This is a genomic window from Herbiconiux sp. VKM Ac-1786, from assembly GCF_015350805.1.
Taxonomy (GTDB): domain Bacteria; phylum Actinomycetota; class Actinomycetes; order Actinomycetales; family Microbacteriaceae; genus Herbiconiux.
In genome coordinates this window covers 975,819-990,977 of record NZ_JADKSG010000001.1, presented here as the reverse complement: position 1 = coordinate 990,977, position 15,159 = coordinate 975,819, and the positions used below count along the sequence as shown (strand labels likewise).

Sequence of the window (15,159 nt, the reverse complement as noted above, 5' to 3'; positions counted from 1 at the left end):
TCGATAGGAGAAGTCATGAATCAGCCCGCATGGTCGGTCGTTCAATACACCGCCGGCGACACCGTGCCTCGACTGGGACTCCAGGTCGGCGCCGACATCCGCCAACTTCCGGAGGAGTGGCCCACCACCCTGCTGGCGGCGCTCGCCGACTGGCCGCGCTGGAACGAGGCCCTCCGCTCGACCGATCCCGACTCGCTCAGCCGCGTCGACGGCGCGAAGCTGCTCGCTCCGCTGACCTTCCCGAACAAGATCATCTGCGCGGGCGCGAACTACTACGACCACGCTGCCGAGATGGGCACCGACCGGCCCGACCCCGAGGCCGAGCCCTTCTTCTTCCTCAAGTCGCCGACCACGACGGTCATCGGCGACGGCGACGGCATCCCCTACCCGGGCCGCCCCGATCCGAAGCTCGACTGGGAGGCGGAGCTGGCGGTGGTGATCGCCGACCGCTGCCGTGACGTGCCGGTCGAGGAGGCCCGGTCGCACGTGGCCGGCTACCTCGTGGCGAACGACATCTCGGCGCGCGGCTACTTCAAGCGCACCGAATCGGTGTTCCCGGCCTTCGCCTGGGACTGGGTGGCGCATAAGAGCCTCGACGGGTTCTGCCCCATCGGCCCCGGCTTCGTGCCGGCCTTCACCATCGCCGACCCGCAGAACCTGGCCGTCACGCTGACGGTCAACGGTGTCACCAAACAGGATTCCTCCACCGCCCAGATGGTGGTCGACGTCGACCGCCTGGTGGCGGCGGCCAGTCGGTGGCTGACGCTCGAGCCGGGCGACCTCATCCTCACCGGCACACCGGCGGGGGTCGGGATGCCGCGAGGCGACTTCCTCTCGGTGGGCGACGTGATCGTGGCCGAGGTCGAGGGTGTGGGGCGCTTGACGAACACGGTGGTGGCGTCGTGACCGCCGTCGCCTGGCCCGCCGTGCAGAGTGTGCCGAGCGAGATGACGGGGGTCGTCTTCCGGGAGTTCGGTGGTCCTGAGGTGCTGAAGCCGGAATCGATGCCCGTGCCGGAGCCCGGGCCGGGTGACGTGCTGGTGCGCGTCGGAGCCGTCAGTGTCGGGCGCCTGCTCGACATCGTGGCCCGTTCGGGCAAGCATCCGTACGCCACCTTCCAGTTCCCGCACGTGCTCGGCGCCGAGCACGCCGGCACGGTCGCCGCGGTGGGGCCCGGGGTCGACGGGGTGAGCGTGGGCGACCGCGTCGCCGTGTTCCCCGTGGTCGTGCCCGCGGATGACGAGATGGTGCTCGCCGGGTTCGGCGAGTTGGCCTCGAGCGTGGCGATCATCGGCACCCACCGCCAGGGCGCGTACGCCCAGTACAGTCGGGTGCCCGCCGCGAACCTCCTCCCGGTGACCGCCGACATCGACCCGGTCGAGGCCGTGTCGGTGGCGCTCGCGGGCGGGGTGGCGATGAACCAGTTCGACCGCGCCGGGGGAGTGGGCCCCGGCACCCGGGTGATCGTGCAGGGCGCCACGAGCGCGCTCGGGTCGACCACGGCGCTCCTCGCCAAGCACCTCGGTGCCGACGTGATCGTGACCTCCCGGCACGAGAGCAAGCGCGAGCGGTTGCGCGAACTCGGCTTCACCCACGTGCTCGACGCCATCGACGGCGACTTCCCCGACCGCGTGCGCGAGGCGTTCGGCGGCAAGGGGGCCCAGGTCATCGTCGACAACCTCGGAGCCCCGCTCATCTGGGAGCACGGCTTCGAGGTGCTCGCCCCCGGCGGCACCGTCGTCAGCTCCGGAGCTTTCCTCGGCCACCAGGTGCCGATCAACCTGCAGCGCCTGTACTCGCTCGGCCAGCGGGTGGTGGGGGTGCGTTCGAGCAACCTGAACTCGGCGAAGAAGGCCTGGGGCGAGGTGTCGGCGGGCTTCCGGAGCGTCGTCGACCGCACCTTCTCGCTCACCGACGCCGCCGCCGCCCACCAGTACGTCGAGAGCGGGGGCAACGTCGGCCGCGTCGCCCTCACGGTCGACTGACCAGCTCCACCGAAACCGCCGGTACTCGAGAGGAAGATCTCATGACGATCGTCGAATCCACCAGCTCCACCACCAACAAGACCCTCCGCTTCCCGTTGAACGCCTGGTACGTCGCGGCGTGGGACCGCGAGGTGGTGCGGAAGCCCCTCGCCGTGCGGGTGGCCAACCAGCCGCTCGCGCTCTACCGCACCGAAGACGGTGAGGTGGTGGCGCTCGCGGATGCCTGCTGGCACCGGCTCGCGCCCCTCTCGATGGGCAAGGTCGTCGGGAAAGACGGCATCCAGTGCCCGTATCACGGCATCGTCTACAACTCGGCCGGGCGCTGCGTCTCGATGCCCGCGCAGGAGGTGCTGAACCCCAGCGCCACGGTGCCCTCGTTCCCCGCGGTCGAGCGGTACCGCTTCATCTGGGTCTGGCTCGGCGACCCGCTGCTGGCCGACCCCGACAAGATCCCCGATATGCATCAGATGGACGACCCGAAGTGGGCGGGCGACGGCGAGACCATCGACCTCGACTGCAACTACCAGCTCGTGCTCGACAACCTGATGGACCTCACGCACGAGGAGTTCATCCACACCTCGAGCATCGGCGGCAAGAACATCAGTTCGTCCGACTTCATCGTGACCCACGGCGCGAACAGCGTGACGCTCTCGCGCTGGATGATCGACATCGAGCCGGTGCCGTTCATGCGCGGGCAGATGAACGCGAAGTTCCCCGGGTTCGAGGGCAACGTCGACCGCTGGCAGATCATCCGGTACGAGTTCCCCTCCACCATCTGCATCGACGTGGGAGTGGCGAAGACCGGCACAGGTGCGCCCGAGGGCGATCGCAGCCAGGGCATCAACGGGTACGTGATGAACACCATCTCGCCCTCGACCGACACCACGAGCCGCTACTTCTGGGCCTGGATGCGCAACTACCTGCTTGACAGCCAGAAGCTCACCACGCAGATCAAGGACGGCATCGCGGGGGTGTTCCGCGAAGACACCGCGATGCTGAACGCGCAACAGGTGGCCATCGACGCCATGCCGAGCTACGAGTTCTACAACCTCAACATCGACGCCGGCGGCATGTGGATCCGTCGCCTGATCGAGCGCGCACTGGAAGCCGAGGGGGCACCGTGGCAGCCACGAACGTAGAGGTCTGGCAGCACGCCTCCGTCGTCGCGATCGACCAGGTGGCGATCGACATCCAGCGCATCGTGCTGGAGCCGCAGCTGCCCAAGCGCGCGGAGCCGGGTTCGCACGTCGACCTCAAGGTCGTCATCGACGGCGAGCAAGACAAGCGGTCGTACTCGATCGTCGAGTCGAGCGACGACGGCACCCGCCTCACCATCACGGTGTTCAAGGCGCCCGCGTCGCGTGGCGGCTCGGTGTACATGCACGGTCTGGCCGTGGGCGACCGGCTCGAGATCACGCAGCCGCTGCAGAACTTCCCGCTGCGCATCGGGGCGAAACGGTACGTGCTGCTGGCCGGGGGCATCGGTGTGACCGCGCTCGTGAACATGGCGCGCACCCTCAAGGACGCGCGCGCCGACTACACGCTGGTCTACGCGGGCCGCAGCCGCGAGGCGATGGCCTACCTCGAGCCGCTGCGCGAGGAGCACGGCGAGAACCTCGTGGTGCACGTCGACGACGAAGATACCTCCCTGCAGGTGCCCGCCCTGCTGGCCGGCCTCGACGTGCACACCGAGCTCTACATGTGCGGCCCCATCCGGCTGATGGATGCGGTGCGCCGACAGTGGACCGACAGCGGCCTGTCGTACCCGAACCTCCGCTACGAGACCTTCGGCAACAGCGGCTGGTTCGACCCGGAGGAGTTCGTGGTGCGCATTCCGCGCCTGGGCGTCGAAGCCACCATCCCGACCGGTCGGTCGATGCTCGAGGCCCTCGAATCCGCCGGCGTGGACATGATGTTCGACTGCCGCAAGGGAGAGTGCGGGCTCTGCGAGGTGCGCGTGCTGGAGCTCGACGGCACAATCGATCACCGCGACGTGTTCTACAGCGAGCGGCAGCAGAACGCCGCCACGAAGATGTGCTGCTGCGTGTCGCGCGTCATCCGCACCGTACCCGCCGACGGCCGGGAGCGCCCGGCCGGCCACTCCCTCCCCGTCGTCACGATCGACGTCTCCTAGCCGATCCCGCCCGAGCGAAGGACAACAACCATGCCCGACAGCACTCTCACCCCGCCGGTCCGCGCCGCCACGACGCACGTCGGCGAACCGTTCTCGGTGCGGAACCCCGCCCGCCTCGTGGAGGAGGTCGGGGTGCTCACCCGCGGCCGCGCCGCCGTGGCCGAGGAGGCCGTCGACCGGGCGTATGCCGCCTTCCCGTCGTGGTCGGGCCTCGGTGCGCACGAGCGCGCCGCCGCCCTGTTCCGCGCGGCCGACGCCATCGACCTCGAGCGGGCCGCTATCGCCGAGCTCCTCACCCGTGAGCACGGCAAGGTGCTGGCGGATGCGACGGCCGAGATCACGAACACCGCCAAGACCATCCGCTACTACGCAGGCCTGGCCGACTATGTCGAGCGCGAGACCGTGCTCGACGACGCGCGCGGCCGCATCATCGAGCGCCGCGTGGCGATGGGCGTGGTCGCAGTGATCGTGCCCTGGAACTACCCCGTGCTCCTGGCCACGCTGATGTACGCACCGGCCCTGCTGGCCGGCAACACCGTCGTGGTGAAGCTGCCCGAGAACGCCCCACTGGCCCTCTCGGCCACGTTGCAGCGCCTCGTGCAGGAACTGCCCGAGGGTGTGCTCTCGGTGGTGGCCGGCTCCGGTGGCGAAGTCGGCGTGGCGCTCACCACGCATCCGAAAGTCAGGCGGGTGAGCTTCACCGGCAGCACCGAGACCGGGCGCACCATCATGCGCGACGCCAGCAGCAATCTCAAGAGCCTCGGCCTCGAGCTCGGCGGGAACGACCCCGCCATCGTGCTCGAGAGCGCGACCGTGAACCACAGACTGGTGCAGGGCATCCTGCGCGGTGCCTTCATGACGTCGGGGCAGGTCTGCTACGCCCCGAAGCGCCTCTACGTGCACCGCTCGCGCTACAGCGAATTCGTCGACGCGTTCACCGCGGCGGCGGACGAGCTCGTGGTGGGCTTCGGGCTCGACCCGGCCGTCTCGATGGGCCCGCTAAACAACAAGGCGCAGCTGAACACGGTGAAGGAACTCGTCGAGGCGAGCCGGCGCGAGGGGGCTAGCGTGCGACCGGCGGGCCGGTACGAGGGGGTCGAGGAGACCGACGGTTTCTTCATGCTGCCCACCGTGGTGTCGGGCCTCGACCAGCACTCCCCGCTGGTGCAGCAGGAGCAGTTCGGGCCCGCGGTGCCCATCCTGCCCTTCGACAGCGAGGAGGAGGCGGTCGCGCTCGCGAACGACAGCGAGTACGGACTCGCGGCCTCGGTCTGGTCGGACGACACCGAGCACGCCTTCGGGCTGGCCCGGCGCATCCAGGCCGGCTCCGTGTTCGTGAACGTGCACCGGGTGGGGGCGTCGGATGCGTCGATGCCGTTCGGCGGGTTCAAACAGAGCGGCGTGGGTCGCGGCCACGGCGAGATCTCGGTGGACGAGTCGACCGAGCTCCAGATCATCGCCGACCGCACCGACATGCAGGCGCAGATCTAGCGCCCCCTAGAGGAAAACGTTCCACGAGGAAGGCCCCGCAGCCGGAGGATGCTGCGGGGCCTTCCTCGTGGGGTGAGGGGCGCTCGGTCAGGAGAACGCGACGCCCCCGTCGACCACGATGGTCTGGCCGGTCACGAAATCGCTGGCGGGCGACGTGAGGAACTTCATGACACCCGATAGGTCGTCGGGCAGCATGCTGCGAGGGATGGCGCGCATCTGCGCCAGCACCGGGAAGTAGCTCTTGTCGTTGAGCGCGGCCGACGACTCGTTGTCGACCAGCCCCGGTGCCACGGCGTTCACCGTGATACCGTCGCGGCCCACCTCTTTCGCCAGCGAGCGGGTGAGCGCGATCACCGCGCCCTTGGACGCGGTGTAGTGCGCGAAGAAGGGCACGCCGGTGTGCACGGTGGCTGAGGCGACGTTCACCACGCGGCCGTAGCCCTGGGCCTTCATCGTCTCGTAGACGGCGCGCGTGGCGAGCCAGACGCCCTTCACGTTGACCGACATCACGCGATCCCAGAGCTCGGGGGAGATCTCGGAGAACGGTGTCTTGCCCCCCAACCCCTGGTAGATGGCGGCGTTGTTGATCAGCGCATCGATGCGGCCGAACCGCTCGACGGTCTCGGCCACGAGCGCGTCGAGTGACTCCGCGCTCGTGACGTCGGTACTGCGGAAGAAGGCCTCACGGCCGTCGGCGGTGAGGGCCGACGCCAACGCGACACCCTCCTCGTCGAGCACGTCGGCGATGGCGACCCGGGCACCGGCCTCGGCGAAGTCGCGGCTCAGGGAAGCGCCGATGCCGCGGGCGCCACCCGTGATGACGACCACGGGCGGGCCGACGGGCGCGCCCGCCGGAGTGCCGTCGGACGTGCTCATTCGCCGTCACCGCCGACGGGCACGGCGAAGCCGGCCACGGTCTTGTACGAGTTCGACAGCGCCACCAGCTCGTCGTGCGAGATGACCGTTCCGATGTCGTCGAAGGGCTTGTCGTCGGTGCGCTCCCAGACCTCGCGGAGGATGGCGTCGGGCGGCGTGTCGCGGTTCTTCAGCACCACGGCCGTGGTGGCCGGCAGCCGCACGGCTTCGTACTGCGCGAGTGCCTCGGCGGGACTGGCGGCCGTCTCGAGGAAGCGGCGGAGCACCGGGGCGTCGAGGATGGCTTGGCCTGCCCCGTTCGAGCCGCGCGGCACCATGGGGTGCGCGGCGTCGCCGAGCAGGGTCACGCGTCCGAAGGTCCACTGCTCGAGCGGATCCTGGTCGACCATCGGGTACTCGAAGATGGCCTCCGAGGAGCGGATGAGCGCGGGCACGTCGAGCCAGTCGAAGGTCCAGTCCTCGAACGCGCCGATGAACTCTTCGAGGTCGCCGCGCGCTCCCCAGTTGCGGTCGGCCTCGAAGTCGGTCTCGAGTTCGGCCACCCAGTTGACCAGCTGGTTGCCCTGGCCGTCGACGTTCTCGCGGATCGGGTAGATGACGAGCTTGCCGTCCTGCAGCCAGCCGGCGCGCACCATCGTGGCGCCGCTCAGGAAGGCCGGGGCCACCGATGTGCCGCGCCACATCTTGATGCCCGAGTAGCGCGGGCGGCCCTCGTTCGGGTAGAGCTGCTTGCGCACCGCCGAGTGGATCCCGTCGGCGCCGACGAGGATGCCGCCGCGGGCCGAGGGGAGCGGCTCGCCCGTGGCGAGCGACTGGAAGTGCGCCGTGACGCCGTCCGCGTCCTGCTCGAAACCGATGAGCTTGTGATCGAGCTGCACGGCGTCCTCGCCGAGTCGCTCGACGACGGTGCGGTAGAGCATCATCTGGAAGTCGCCCCGGTGCACGCTCCACTGGGCGTGGTCGTACCCGGCCCGCTTGCCGGCGGGCTCCGTGAAGATCTCCTGGCCGAAGCGGTTGAAGAACCCCGACTCGATAGTCTCGATCGCGATCTCGGCCATCGCGGGGGTAAGCCCCAGCCCGTCGAGCACCGCCGACGCGTGGGGAAGGATGTTGACGCCGACGCCGAGCGGTCGCAGCTCCGGTGCTGCTTCGAAGACCCGGCACGGGATGCCGGCGGCGTGCAGCTCGAGGGCGAGGGTCAGCCCGCCGATGCCGCCTCCGGCGATGAGAGCGGTGGATCCGTCCATGATTGTTCCTCCTGTGACTGTTGGCACGATGGTAGGCGTACTGTTGTCGCAGGAAGAATTATTAGTTAAAAATTCTCCTGTGCGGAATACTTAGAGATCTAAGGAAATCGCCTCCGCCGTCGCTCGCAGGTCGGGCAGGAACGATTCGAGCGCGGAGAGCGCCACCCGCTGGTCGGGCACGCTCAGGGCGAGCGATGCGATCGTGCGGCCCTCGTGGTCGCGCACCGGCACGGCGATCGCGCGGAGACCGGTGAGTGTCTCGCCGCGGTTGGTGGCGTACCCGCGGTCGCGCACCACCTTCAGCTCGCTCAGCAGGTCGGACCAGTTGGTGATGGTCTGCGTCGTGAGCGCGTTGAACCCCGAGGCGAAGAGAGTGCGCAGCTCGGTCTCGTCGAGCTCGGCCAGCAGCACCTTGCCGCCGGAGGAGGCCTGGGCTGGCAGCAGCGTTCCCGTGCGCGAGGCGACCCGCACCAGTTGGTCGCTCTCGATACTGTCGATGAACCGACTGCCCCCGCCCTCCAGCACCATCAGGCTGGCGGTCTCGTGCGTCACCTCGGCGAGCTGCTCGAGATGCGGGCGGGCCGCCCTCCGGATGCCCTGGTGCCCAGAGGCCGAGAGCCCGATCTCGAGCAGGGCGCGACCGAGGTAGTACCCCTTCGAGCCCCGCTCCTGGAACACGAACCCGCGATGGGCCATCGTGGCCAGCAGTCGATGGGCGGTCGAGCGTGCGATGCCGAGTTCCTCGCTGACGTCGCTCACCCGGAGCTTCTGCCGGTTCTGGAACAGCAGCAGCAGGCGCAGAGCGTTGTCGACCGATTCGATCGCGTAGGGGGGCAACTCGGAGGGAGTGCTAGACATGGCTGAATGATACGTTGACGTCTCGCTGCTAATGTGTATACACTATTGCTCGACAGCAAGGAAGCTCTCGACAGACAGGAACAATCCCATGAGTGAAAATCGCGTTCGTCCGCCCGGCGGCACGCCCGTCACGGTGTCCAAGCTCGGCTACGTCGGCTTCGAGACGACCGATCTCGATCGCATGGTCGACTACTACACGAACGTGCTCGACTTCGTGCTCGTCGAGAAGGGGAGTGACGAGGCGTTCCTCACCACCACCTTCGACCACCACTCGGTGGTGCTGAAGAGCGGCGCTGTCGTGCCGAGGAGCTTCGTGGGCTATGAGATCTTCGAAGACCTGGCGGATGCGCAGCGGCGGCTCCGCGAGGCCGGCTATGAGACCGAGCGGCGCAGCGACATCGCCCCGTCGACTCCCGACGTGCTGGTGCTGAACGAGCCGCTAACGGGCACGCCGATCCACCTGTTCGACGGGCAATCGGGGAGCGGGGTCACCGGGTACACGCCCATCCGACCCACCAAGCTCGGCCACGTCGCCGCCTTCGTGCCCGACCTCGGCACCTTCGAGAGCTTCTACAAAGACCTGCTCGGATTCAAATGGTCGGACACCATCGGCGACTTCTTCGTGTTCCTCCGCTGCAACTCCGACCACCACGCCGCGAACTTCCTCGAGTCGTCGATCAAGCAGGGCATGCACCACATCGCCTACGAGATGCGCGATCTGAACCACCTGCAGACCATGCTCGACCACCTGGCGTCGTACGAGTACCGGCTCGATTGGGGCCCGGGGCGGCACGGCCCCGGCCACAACATCTTCACGTACCACAAAGACCCCGATGGCAACATGATCGAGCTCTTCACCCAGCTCGATCAGATCATCGACGAGTCGAAGGGGTACTTCGAGCCGCGACCGTGGCACAACGAGTTCCCTCAGTACCCGCGCACCTGGGAGGTTGACGCCATCGCGGTGAACAGCTGGGGGCCGGTGAACCCCGACCTCATCGTGCACTGACGTGATCGAGCACTGAACCGATCATGCACTGACCCGATCGGCACTCGGCTGGTCGGGTCAGTCGATCGGTCGGCCGTCGAACGACGCGCGCCCGGGCCCCACGCCCGGGCGCGTTCCCGTTTCGGCGCCGGTCGACATCGCCAAGGCCTCGGTGATGGTCGAGCCTGCTTCGTCGGTGCTTCCGAGGTCGGCGAGCACGATCCGCGCTGTGTGCGAGAGGTGCTCGGCCATGAGGGCTCCGCCCCGAGCGGCGTCGCCGCTGCGCAGGGCGTCGAGGATGGCCTGGTGCTCGAGCTCCGCCGACCCGAAGGCGCCCGGGTGGGCGAGCTGGGCGAATCGCAGATAGCGCTCGGTGCGCTCGGAGTAGCTCAGGATGAGCCGGGCGAGCGGCTCGCCGGCTCGGATGGTGCACACCGAGTGGAAGCGCCGGTGCGCCGCGACCCAGGCCGCCATGTCGCCACTCGCCACGGAGTCGCGCATCAGCTGCAGGAGCGTGCTGGCGCTCGCGTCCTCCGCCTCGGTGAGGTGGCCGGAGGTGATCCGCACCCCGAGCGACTCGAGGGCGATGCGCGTGCCGTACAGGTCGTCGACCTCGTGGGCGTCGAGTTCGCGGATGACGGCACGCTGGTTCAGCTGCACGTCGATGAGACCCTCTTGCTGCAGCATCCGGAAGGCCTCCCGCATCGGGATGCGCGAGACGCCCATGCGTCGGGCGAGCTCGGCCTGGTTCAGCTCACTTCCCGCCGGGAGCACCTCGTCGATGATGAGGTGGCGGAGGTAGGCGTGGATCTGGTCGCTCGTGTCGCGGGTCTTCGTGAACGTGGGGATCGAGAGCTTCTCGTACCCCTCGTCGGTGCGAACCGGCATCGTGCATCCTGTCTGATTCGAATCGGCGCTGTCGCGCGTACTTAGTGTATACAGCCGTCGACCGAACGAGGTCGTACCGCCATCCAATAAAGTGTAGACACATTGACGCGAGACGGGTAGAGTGCCGGTACAACGATCCGGTCCGGCCACGACGGCGTGGCGGCTTTCTACGATGGAGTGAACAATGATCGAACTCACTAAGAGCATCCCGATGAACGACGGAACCCTCCCGATCCTGACCGTCGACGATGTCTGGGCGGGGCTGGTCGAGAAGGCAGAGAACCCCTTGCCCTACGTCGAGGCCATCACGGCCTGCACGGTGGTCGAGCGTTTCGAAGGAGGCCTCGTGCGCGACATCGTGCACAACGGTCCCGTGCGGGAGGTCGTGACCTTCTACCCCAAGAAGCTAGTGCACTTCGTGCGCACGCACGGTTCGGCCCGCGGCACCATCGACAACGAGATCGGTGTCGACGAGAACGGCGACGACCAGCTCACCTTCACCTTCCGCATCGTGTTCGACGGCGTCGAGCCCGGCAGCGACCAGGAGCGCGAGTACGGCGCGCAGATGCAGGGCGACTACCTCGCCGCCGTCCGCACCACTCTCAACGCCGTGCGCGATCGCGTCACCGCCGGCGTCGCGAGCTGACCCGGTCGACGACGAGCGAGGAGAGAAGCGGATGTCTGAATTCGACGGAAAAGTGGCCCTCGTCACCGGGGCGGCCGGTGGCATCGGCACCGAGAGCGCCCTGGCGTTCGCCCGCCGTGGCGCGAGGGTGGTGGTGACCGACCGGGCGGGGCTCGACGAGACCGTGGCCGCCGTGGAGACCCTGGGTGCCGAGGTGCTGCCGGTCGTCGCCGACATCTCCGACCCCGCGGCGGTGCGCGACGTGGTCGACCAGGCCGTGACGCGGTTCGGTCGACTCGACTACGCGCACAACAACGCCGGCATCTCGATCGTGGGGCCGGTGCCCGACCTCGACGAGGACGACTTCGACCGCGTGCTCCGGATCAACCTGGGCGGCGTGTTCTACGGCATGAAGTACGAGTTGCGACAGATGCTCGCGGCCGGGTCGGGCGCAATCGTCAACACGGCGTCGATCTGGTCGTTCGTGGGCGCCGGAGGCCAGGTGGCCTACACCGCCAGCAAGCATGCCGTGGCCGGGCTCACCAAGGCGGCGGCGATCGACCACGGCGGCACGGGGGTGCGGATCAACGCCGTCGCCCCGGGGCCCATCCAGACGCCGATGACCGCCGCCGTGCCGACCGAGATCATGAACACAATCATCGCCCGAACGGTCGAGAACCGGTACGGCCAGCCGCGGGAGATCGCGGAGGCCGTGGTGTGGCTGTGCTCGGATGCGGCGTCGTTCGTGAACGGCACGGTGCTGCCGGTCGACGGCGGCTGGCTGGCCAACTGACCCCGGGCCTTCGGGCCCGGCCCGCGGGGTCTTCCCAACCGTTGGGGTACTGAGTATTATCGAGACAGTCGCTCGAGGAGGATGCAATGCAGCAGATGGACGGTTCGGCCGACACGCCGGAACTCGAACAGCTCTACCGCGATTTCGCGGCCAACGACATGGCCCCGCTCTGGACGCAGCGCGACGACCTCATGCCCATGACGCCGGCACCGAAAGCGGTGCCGCACGTGTGGCGGTGGAGGACGCTCTTCGACATCGCGGAGCGCTCGGGCGAACTCGTGCCCGTCGGTCGCGGTGGTGAGCGTCGCGCGGTCGGTCTCACCAACCCGGGCCTGCCCGGTACGGGCTATGTGACCCCCACGCTCTGGTGCGCCATTCAGTACCTCGGCGGGCACGAGACGGCGCCCGAACACCGCCACTCACAGAACGCCTTCCGCTTCGTGGTGGAAGGCGAGGGGGTGTGGACGGTGGTCAACGGCGACCCGGTCGCGATGCGGCGGGGCGACCTGCTGCTCACGCCGGGCTGGAACTTCCACGGTCACCACAACGACACGCCGAACCCGATGGCCTGGATCGACGGGCTCGACATCCCCTTCGCCAGCCAGATGGATGTCGGGTTCTTCGAGTTCGGCTCCGAACGCGTGACGGACGAGGCGTCGCCGCCGGTGTCGCGCGCCGAACGCCTGTGGGCGCATCCGGGGCTCCGCCCGATGTCGGTGCTGCAAAACAAGGTGAGCTCGCCGCTCAGCGCCTATCGCTGGGAGCACACGGATGCCGCGCTCCGCGAGCAGCTCGCACTGGAGGACGAGGGATTCCCCGCCACGCTCGAACAGGGGCACGCCGCCATCCGCTTCGTGAACCCGACCACCGGTGGCGACGTGATGTCGACCATCCGCTGCGAGTTCCACCGACTGCGCCCGGGCATCTCGACGCCCGAACGCCACGAGGTCGGTTCGTCGGTCTGGCAGGTGTTCGAGGGGGAGGGCACGGTCGTGCTCGGCGGCGTCGAGACGCGGCTCGAGACCGGAGACCTCTTCGTGGTGCCCAGCTGGGTGCCGTGGTCGTTGCACGCCGACACCTCGTTCGACCTCTTCCGATTCTCGGACGGACCGATCATGGACCGCCTGAACTTCGCTCGCAGCTACATCCCGTCCGCCGACTAGAACGAGAGCACTTCGATGAGACTCGCAACCCTCCGAACCCCCACCGGCACCGTAGCGGTGCGGATTGACAACGGCACGGCCGTGGAGCTCGGGGTGCCCGATATCGGCGCCCTGCTCGCCCGAGACGACTGGAAGGCCTTCGCCGCCGCCGGAGCCGGCCCCGCGCATCCGCTCAACTCGATCGAGAGGAGCGCATGGGCGCCGGTAGTGCCCGCCCCCTCGAAGATCGTCTGCGTGGGCCTGAACTACCGGTCGCACATCCTCGAGATGGGGCGCGAGCTGCCGGAGTACCCGACGCTGTTCGCGAAGTACCCCGAAGCGGTGATCGGTCCGTACGACCCGATCGTGCTGCCCGCTTACGCGGCACAGGCCCTCGACTGGGAGGGCGAGCTCGCGATCGTCATCGGTGCCGCCGCGCGCCGGCTCGACCGCGACGCCGCAGCGCTGGCCATCGCCGGCTACTCGGTCATGAACGACCTGACGATGCGCGACTACCAGTACCGCACGCCGGAGTGGTTCCAGGGCAAGTCGTTCGAGAAGTCGGCGCCCTTCGGACCGGTGCTCGTGACAGCCGACGACTACGGCGTCGACACCGAGCTGCGCACCGAGGTCGACGGCGAGGTCGTGCAGAGCGCCATCACCGACGACCTCGTCTTCGACCCGGCCGCGCTGGTGTCGTACATCTCGCAGATCTTCACGCTCAACCCCGGCGACGTCATCGCGAGCGGCACCCCCGGGGGCGTCGGGCACGCCCGGAAGCCTCCGCGCTACCTCGTCGACGGCAACAGCCTCAGCACCTCCGTCGAGGGCATCGGCACGCTCGTCAACCAGGTGATCGTCGAGGGGGACTGACATCGTCGCCCGCACCGACCGGGTCACCGATCCGGCCATCATCGACGCACTGCTCCTCGCCCGGCGCGGGCAGGCGTACTATTCGCGCAAGCTCGCCGAGCTCGGCGACGCCGAGTTCGACGAGCCGTCGCTGCTGCCCGGCTGGGATCGCCGGCACGTCATCGCGCACGTCGGGCTCAACGCCCGCGCCATCACGCGGCTGACGGAGTGGGCGGCGACCGGCGTCGAGACGCCGATGTACGAGTCGCCGACGCAGCGGGCCGAAGAGATCGACGTGGCGGCCACGTTGCCGCCGCAGGCGCTGCGGAACCTCTCCGACCACGCCGCCATCCACCTGAGCGTCGAGTGGCGCGACCTGCCGGATGCTGCGTGGTCGAACGAGGTGCGCACCGCGCTCGGCCGGCTGGTGCCGGTGTCGGAGACCGTGTGGATGCGCACCCGCGAGGTCTGGATCCATGCCGTCGACCTCGGCAGCGGCGGGTCGTTCCGCGACTTCCCGCCGGGTCTGGTGGATGCGCTGCTCGACGACGTGGCGCGCTCCTGGGATCGTCGCCGTGTGCAGGAGGGGCTGCCGGTGTACGCGTTCGCCCCGACGGACCGGCCGGGGCGCGAGGCTGTCCCGACCGCCCCCGAAGCCATCGTCCTCACGGGCACCGCGGCGCAGCTCGCCAGTTGGGCCACGGGGCGCAACGCCGTCGGCGTCGAACGGGCGGGTGGGGGAGAGCTGCCGGAACCGCCCCGCTGGCTCTGACCCCGCGTGCGATAATCGGGCCGATGGATCCGCGCGACGTCTCCGACTACACCGGGTACCTCATCCGTCGCGCCCAGCAGGCCCACGTCGCGGCCTGGCAGCGCGAGGTCTCCGCCGAGGTGACGAGCGTGCAGTTCGGCGTGCTCGCGGTGCTCGCGCGCACCCCCGGGGCGAGTCAGCAGCAGCTCTGCGTCGAGCTCGACCTCGACCGCTCGACCATCGCCGACATCGTCGCCCGGCTCGAGCGCCGGGAACTCATCGCGCGCATCCGGGCGTCGACCGATCGGCGGCGCAACGTGCTCGAGCTCACCGATGCGGGGCGGGTGGAGGTGCGGGCACTGTTGCCGCGGGTGGCTCGCGTCGACGACGTGCTCACAGCCACGCTCTCGCCGGACGAGCAGCGCGATCTCCGTCGGCTGTTAGGGAAGGTGCTAGCGGCGGCGGCCGGGCGCACTGCCCCCGACGCTCCCTGACCTCTGATCGGGCTACTCGCTCTGGTGTTACGCGC

Annotated in this window: 16 protein-coding genes; 12 read left to right on the top strand and 4 right to left on the bottom strand. The window is 68.8% G+C overall.

Annotated elements, in window-relative coordinates:
• The first annotated feature begins 15 nt into the window (after nt 1-15).
• The 5 genes from ITJ64_RS04965 to ITJ64_RS04945 are packed head-to-tail and all read left to right on the top strand — an operon-like array spanning nt 16 to nt 5,610.
• On the top strand, nt 16-906 hold the full coding sequence (locus ITJ64_RS04965) for a fumarylacetoacetate hydrolase family protein (RefSeq protein WP_194679625.1): 891 nt from the start codon (nt 16-18) through the stop codon (nt 904-906).
• A complete protein-coding gene (locus ITJ64_RS04960; RefSeq protein WP_370545041.1) occupies nt 903-1,985 on the top strand; it encodes a zinc-binding alcohol dehydrogenase family protein in 1,083 nt (360 codons plus the stop codon). The genes ITJ64_RS04965 and ITJ64_RS04960 overlap by 4 nt, the downstream gene beginning before the upstream one ends.
• Before the next feature lie 41 nt (nt 1,986-2,026).
• Complete coding sequence (locus ITJ64_RS04955; RefSeq protein WP_194679624.1) at nt 2,027-3,124, top strand: aromatic ring-hydroxylating dioxygenase subunit alpha; 1,098 nt, start codon at nt 2,027-2,029, stop codon at nt 3,122-3,124.
• Nucleotides 3,106-4,119 (top strand): PDR/VanB family oxidoreductase, encoded by a 1,014-nt coding sequence (locus tag ITJ64_RS04950; RefSeq protein WP_194679623.1) that lies wholly within the window; start codon nt 3,106-3,108, stop codon nt 4,117-4,119. The genes ITJ64_RS04955 and ITJ64_RS04950 overlap by 19 nt, the downstream gene beginning before the upstream one ends.
• A 30-nt stretch (nt 4,120-4,149) precedes the next feature.
• Nucleotides 4,150-5,610 carry an aldehyde dehydrogenase family protein gene (locus ITJ64_RS04945; RefSeq protein WP_194679622.1) on the top strand — a complete coding sequence of 487 codons (1,461 nt, stop codon included), beginning with the start codon at nt 4,150-4,152 and terminating at the stop codon, nt 5,608-5,610.
• An 87-nt stretch (nt 5,611-5,697) separates the two neighbouring features.
• On the opposite strand, the gene ITJ64_RS04940 is transcribed toward ITJ64_RS04945, so the two are convergent.
• The 3 genes from ITJ64_RS04940 to ITJ64_RS04930 form a co-directional block, all read right to left on the bottom strand.
• The gene (locus ITJ64_RS04940) at nt 5,698-6,486 is read right to left on the bottom strand and encodes an SDR family NAD(P)-dependent oxidoreductase (RefSeq protein ID WP_194679621.1); all 789 of its coding nucleotides are present in this window, start codon (nt 6,484-6,486) and stop codon (nt 5,698-5,700) included.
• On the bottom strand, nt 6,483-7,733 hold the full coding sequence (locus ITJ64_RS04935; protein WP_194679620.1) for a flavin-dependent oxidoreductase: 1,251 nt from the start codon (nt 7,731-7,733) through the stop codon (nt 6,483-6,485). The genes ITJ64_RS04940 and ITJ64_RS04935 overlap by 4 nt, the downstream gene beginning before the upstream one ends.
• A gap of 90 nt (nt 7,734-7,823) precedes the next feature.
• Nucleotides 7,824-8,591 (bottom strand): IclR family transcriptional regulator, encoded by a 768-nt coding sequence (locus ITJ64_RS04930; RefSeq protein WP_194679619.1) that lies wholly within the window; start codon nt 8,589-8,591, stop codon nt 7,824-7,826.
• 88 nt (nt 8,592-8,679) lie between these two features.
• Between ITJ64_RS04930 and ITJ64_RS04925 the strand changes: the two genes are divergently transcribed.
• On the top strand, nt 8,680-9,600 hold the full coding sequence (locus ITJ64_RS04925) for a VOC family protein (RefSeq protein ID WP_194679618.1): 921 nt from the start codon (nt 8,680-8,682) through the stop codon (nt 9,598-9,600).
• Between the two features lie 57 nt (nt 9,601-9,657).
• On the opposite strand, the gene ITJ64_RS04920 is transcribed toward ITJ64_RS04925, so the two are convergent.
• Nucleotides 9,658-10,467, bottom strand: a complete 810-nt coding sequence (locus ITJ64_RS04920; RefSeq protein WP_194679617.1) for a GntR family transcriptional regulator — start codon at nt 10,465-10,467, stop codon at nt 9,658-9,660.
• A gap of 184 nt (nt 10,468-10,651) precedes the next feature.
• Between ITJ64_RS04920 and ITJ64_RS04915 the strand changes: the two genes are divergently transcribed.
• The 6 genes from ITJ64_RS04915 (at nt 10,652) to ITJ64_RS04890 (ending at nt 15,124) form a co-directional block, all read left to right on the top strand.
• On the top strand, nt 10,652-11,113 hold the full coding sequence (locus tag ITJ64_RS04915) for an SRPBCC family protein (protein ID WP_194679616.1): 462 nt from the start codon (nt 10,652-10,654) through the stop codon (nt 11,111-11,113).
• Nucleotides 11,114-11,144: 31 nt separating this feature from the next.
• Complete coding sequence (locus ITJ64_RS04910) at nt 11,145-11,885, top strand: SDR family NAD(P)-dependent oxidoreductase (protein ID WP_194679615.1); 741 nt, start codon at nt 11,145-11,147, stop codon at nt 11,883-11,885.
• 86 nt (nt 11,886-11,971) lie between these two features.
• On the top strand, nt 11,972-13,048 hold the full coding sequence (locus ITJ64_RS04905; RefSeq protein ID WP_194679614.1) for a cupin domain-containing protein: 1,077 nt from the start codon (nt 11,972-11,974) through the stop codon (nt 13,046-13,048).
• Between the two features lie 15 nt (nt 13,049-13,063).
• Nucleotides 13,064-13,900: a fumarylacetoacetate hydrolase family protein gene (locus tag ITJ64_RS04900; protein ID WP_194679613.1), complete on the top strand. Its 837-nt coding sequence runs from the start codon at nt 13,064-13,066 to the stop codon at nt 13,898-13,900.
• A gap of 1 nt (nt 13,901) precedes the next feature.
• Complete coding sequence (locus ITJ64_RS04895; protein ID WP_194680742.1) at nt 13,902-14,651, top strand: maleylpyruvate isomerase family mycothiol-dependent enzyme; 750 nt, start codon at nt 13,902-13,904, stop codon at nt 14,649-14,651.
• A gap of 23 nt (nt 14,652-14,674) precedes the next feature.
• Nucleotides 14,675-15,124 (top strand): MarR family winged helix-turn-helix transcriptional regulator, encoded by a 450-nt coding sequence (locus ITJ64_RS04890; RefSeq protein WP_194679612.1) that lies wholly within the window; start codon nt 14,675-14,677, stop codon nt 15,122-15,124.
• Nucleotides 15,125-15,159 lie beyond the last annotated feature (35 nt).